Source organism: Moorena sp. (assembly GCF_982860115.1).
In genome coordinates this window covers 1-4177 of the sequence record NZ_CEYLVT010000380.1, presented here as the reverse complement: position 1 = coordinate 4177, position 4177 = coordinate 1, and the positions used below count along the sequence as shown (strand labels likewise).

General features: G+C 41.9%; 5 protein-coding genes. All 5 read left to right on the top strand.

Features of this window, described 5'->3' with window-relative positions; translation table 11 throughout:
• The first annotated feature begins 241 nt into the window (after nucleotides 1-241).
• The 5 genes from AC4II3_RS31655 (at nucleotide 242) to AC4II3_RS31635 (ending at nucleotide 3721) form a co-directional block, all read left to right on the top strand.
• Entirely contained in the window at nucleotides 242-598 is a 357-nt protein-coding gene (locus tag AC4II3_RS31655) for an SH3 domain-containing protein (protein ID WP_490723018.1), read from the top strand.
• Between the two features lie 177 nt (nucleotides 599-775).
• On the top strand, nucleotides 776-949 hold the full coding sequence (locus tag AC4II3_RS31650) for a hypothetical protein (RefSeq protein WP_490723017.1): 174 nt from the start codon (nucleotides 776-778) through the stop codon (nucleotides 947-949).
• A 254-nt stretch (nucleotides 950-1203) separates the two neighbouring features.
• Nucleotides 1204-1386: a hypothetical protein gene (locus AC4II3_RS31645; protein WP_488029822.1), complete on the top strand. Its 183-nt coding sequence runs from the start codon at nucleotides 1204-1206 to the stop codon at nucleotides 1384-1386.
• A 327-nt stretch (nucleotides 1387-1713) separates the two neighbouring features.
• Nucleotides 1714-2058 carry a hypothetical protein gene (locus tag AC4II3_RS31640; protein WP_488017017.1) on the top strand — a complete coding sequence of 115 codons (345 nt, stop codon included), beginning with the start codon at nucleotides 1714-1716 and terminating at the stop codon, nucleotides 2056-2058.
• Nucleotide 2059: 1 nt separating this feature from the next.
• Nucleotides 2060-3721, top strand: coding sequence for a S8 family serine peptidase (locus AC4II3_RS31635; RefSeq protein WP_488017015.1), 1662 nt, complete (start codon nucleotides 2060-2062; stop codon nucleotides 3719-3721).
• Nucleotides 3722-4177 lie beyond the last annotated feature (456 nt).

Genomic DNA, 4177 nt, shown 5'->3' with positions numbered 1-4177 from the left:
TTCCCTATTCCCTATTCCCTATTCCCTATTCCCTATTCCCTATTCCCTATTCCCCGCCCACAAGACCACCATAGACCAGTTTCTCAACTGTCTGTACTAGCAACGGTGTTAACTACAGAAAAATAAGGCTTTATTGCTGTCAGCGTTAGGACTACTAATAAACTGGCACTGTCTCCAATCAATCCAACTGTTATTTCTATTTTACTAGTAAATAAGAAACATCGATGATTGGAGAAAACAAATGAAAAAAGCAATCTTATTACTAGCTACAGCTGCTGCAGTTACCGTCCCTACAACTGAGGCTTTTGCTCAGCATACTTTTCCTAGAGAGCGTTCCCACTGTCGAGCCACTCTAACTGCTAGCAACCCCAATTCTCGGATCACCTTACGTTCTGGAGCAGGAACTAATTATAGAAGCTTGGGTTATGGTTTAGTCGGTGATAATGTCTACGTCCTGACAGCAACTCCTCCAGAGCCAGATTACAAAATAGACAGGGTTGGCTATGGTTGGCACAGAGTAGGTTTTCCAGTAAGTGGTGCCAAAGGATGGATTCGCGAAGATTTACTCAAGGTTGAATGTGCTCCCATTAATGATTAAGTAGGTGGATGGGGAAAAACTAAAGGATAGCATTTATAAAAATGCTATCCTTAAAATAACTTAATCTTAATCATCCTTAACATAAAAGGTACCCTCAAGGGTACTGCTAAGCCAGAGAATTATTTGACATTATATAAATGTGTTGATTGAAATTAATTACAGCAAGAGGTAAAACCCATGGCTTACAAATACGATAAACCCTGTGTGTTCCAAGTTCCGATCAAATTAGAAGTACCCATTGTGCTTGACCTAGCTGTAGCGGCTAAGCGTAAGTGCTTTACTAAGTATGAGGAAATGGAGATCGAAGAGAACGGATCGGATACTGATAAAACTGAACCAGTTGCCACTTAGTATCTTTAGTAATCTTTGACGGCTAGCTTTTAAAATCTGGACATAAATTAAGTCCTATATTTCCTCTATATCCTCCATTCTGACCTCAGGATGGAGGAGTCTTTATTTATTGGTTAAACGATAATAATCCCTAAATTATGCCATCTTATTATCAGTTTATAAAAGGTACCCTCAAGGGTACTGCTAAGCCAGAGAATTATTTGAGATTATATAAATGTGTTGATTGAAATTAATTACAGCAAGAGGTAAAACCCATGGCTTACAAATACTATAATCCCTGTGTGTTCCAAGTTCCCATCAAATTAGAAGTACCCATTGTGCTCGACCTAGCTGTCGCTGCTCAACGTAAGTGCTTTACTAAATATGAGGAAATGGAGATCGAAGAGGCAGAAGGTAATGGAGAGGATACTGAAAAGTCCCCCGAACCGGTTGCTTAATCTCTTTAGGAATCTTTAACAGCTGGCTTTTAAATTTTGGGGATAAATTAAGTCCTATCTCTCCTCTCTATCCAGGGTAAGCGCATCTTGTTGGGTAACCGGGGGTAGTTCTCAATAAACCCGGTCTTGTCTTGATGCAGTCGCTCATGGGGGAAACCCCCGCATGAAGGCGCTGCATCGCTATTGTGCTTATTGAAAATCAATTGCCTATATATAGTTTTAATTGAATTCAATAAAAACTATATATAGGAATAAAAAAATTAGATGCGTTTACCCTGTTCTAGCTGTAGGGATTATAAAAATAAAAGTACAAGAGCTGTTGTTCGTATGTTCTACTTGGAATATTCAGTTTTTGCTCACTTAGAGACAGTTCAAGTAGCTTGCCACTTGAATGTCAACCAAGCTAGAAAAATGCGTTACTTAATTACACTCCATCTACCGCCTCCTAACAATTCTTTGGAGTCCGTGAAGCAACTAGATGGAATCAAAGACTTAGAGATTGATGAAGATTATGGTCTAATTCTCATAAGTCCGAAGCGGGATTTGTATGTCATCCGTGTATCGGGTGACATGGATTTTCAAAAACTGATAGCAATACAACCGTTAGTCAAGGGAGTTCACGGTGATATAAAAATAGCTCCCACAGAATCTCAAGAAGAAGAGGATAAATAACATGCGTGTTTTAATTCAGATGCGATTTATGCCGGAACTCCGTGCTGCAATGACTGCCGAGAGTTTCACTATGACAACAGAGGCTGTTTCTATTGATGGCTTTTCACTGGATCAAAGTTATACACCTATTTTGGTGCCTAATCGACAAAGACGAGAACAGGTTGGAGTCACAGAAGTAGGACAACTATTTTCCTTTGATGCTCGCCCTGAAGTTTCCACTTATCTGGTAAGAGGTGAGGTGGCAGATGAGGCACTAGAGCCTTTAATAGCGGCAGTTGAACAAGACCCTAATGCGATTGGTGTGTTTTCAGATCCACGAATTAGTGCGATCGCTACTTGTCCAACTGCTTCAGTGGGAACCCATCGAAATGTGGAGAATTTACTGCAATTTCCACAACTTCAAGCAAAAGGAATGGATGGGTCTAACGTAATGGTGGCGATCGTTGATAGCGGAGTCAATCTATCCCATCTAAACAGTAAGGGTAAAACACCTCAATTCGATGGGAGCAAAAGCTGGACTCCAGTATCTGGACCTACCCCAGGTAATATGCCTGTCGATCATGGAACAATGTGTGCCTTTGATGTCTGCATTGCTGCGCCAAACAGCACTCTTCTCGACTATGCCCTTCTCCAATCCCAGACACGAGGTGGCTCGGTAATGGATGGGTTTTTGAGTGATGCTGTCAAAGCTTTCAGTAACTTGCTGCAAATACTCTCAACAGCCCCAGAACCTAAACCAGCTTTGGTAGTTAATAATAGTTGGGGAATGTTTCATCCCTCTTGGGACTTTCCGGTGGGCCATCCTGGCAATTACAGTGATAATCCCAATCATCCCTTTAACATCATTGTTGAAAGTTTAGAGGATGCTGGTGCTGATATTCTTTTTGCTGCTGGTAATTGTGGTGCAGAATGTCCTGTTCCAAGATGCCAAGGCGTTACTAACAGAGCCATTTATGGTGCGAATTCTCATCCAAGTGTCCTTAGCATTGCTGGGGTGACAGTTAATAAAGAGCGAGTTGGCTATTCTAGTCAGGGACCAGGACATCTCGACTCTCAAAAACCGGATCTTTGTGCCTATACTCATTTTCTCGGCTCAGGAGCTTATAAAGATCGCTTAGGAAACGAATTAGCAGATACTGGCACTTCAGCAGCTTGTCCTGTTGCTGCTGGTGTTGTAGCATCGATTCGGACTAAGTATCCTCCTTCGGTTCTCTCTCCCGCTGAACTTCGTCAACTGTTGCGCCGAACTGCCGAAGATTTGGGTGTGGCAGGTTTTGACTACGATCATGGGTTTGGGCTGATCGATGTTCCAGCCATCCTCAATGCCCTAGAGCGGATAGAAATACCGGAATTACAAATAGGAGAGGCGGTTTCAGGGCATTTAAAGCAGACTGGCGATTCTAGCTTATATCGGGTCAGGGTCGGCACCTCATTGAGCCTTGAGCTAGATGGACCCGATGGTGTAGATTTCGATCTCTATGTCAGAAAGGCATTGCAGCCAACTATCAGTGAGTTCGACTATCGTGGGTATACCAGTTTACCTGACGAGAAAATTAGTATCCGACCTTCAGAACCAGGTGAATATTTTGTTATGGTTCGTTCTTTTCGTGGAGCAGGAGATTTTTCTCTGAAAGCTAGTGTGGAATCCATCTTGAACGTGTAGGCGTTTGAGTAACAATTGTACCTGAAGGGGCGACGAAACAGGCTGAAATGCTTGGTATCTAACCCTATATCATTTTTCAATTGGGTGAGGTACTTTCGTTCTAGGTTTTAGGGAGTAGGTAGATTCTTATCATCCCTTGTGTCAAGCCTGATTGAGATGCTCTTACCTTGCCTCTAATTCCTCCATTCTGACCTCAGGATGGAGGAGTTTTTATTTATTGGTTAAGGGATAATAATCCCCACCAATACCGAAGCAGAACAAAATCCTAGGGTGGGCATTGCTCAGGAAGATTAAAATTAGTGAGCCTATAAATGAAATGGGCAATGCCCACCAATACCGAGGCTAAGTTATGCCATCTTATTATCAGTTTAAAAAAGGTACCCTCAAGGGTACTGTCAAGGCAGAGAATTATTTGACATTATATAAATGTGTTGATTGAAATTAATTACAGCAAGA

What these genes read in the sequence shown, in the direction of transcription:
- AC4II3_RS31655 (WP_490723018.1), top strand. Translation starts at nt 242, where the DNA reads ATGAAAAAAGCAATCTTATTACTAGCTACAGCTGCTGCAGTTACCGTC.
- AC4II3_RS31650 (WP_490723017.1), top strand. Translation starts at nt 776, where the DNA reads ATGGCTTACAAATACGATAAACCCTGTGTGTTCCAAGTTCCGATCAAA.
- AC4II3_RS31645 (WP_488029822.1), top strand. Translation starts at nt 1,204, where the DNA reads ATGGCTTACAAATACTATAATCCCTGTGTGTTCCAAGTTCCCATCAAA.
- AC4II3_RS31640 (WP_488017017.1), top strand. Translation starts at nt 1,714, where the DNA reads ATGTTCTACTTGGAATATTCAGTTTTTGCTCACTTAGAGACAGTTCAA.
- AC4II3_RS31635 (WP_488017015.1), top strand. Translation starts at nt 2,060, where the DNA reads ATGCGTGTTTTAATTCAGATGCGATTTATGCCGGAACTCCGTGCTGCA.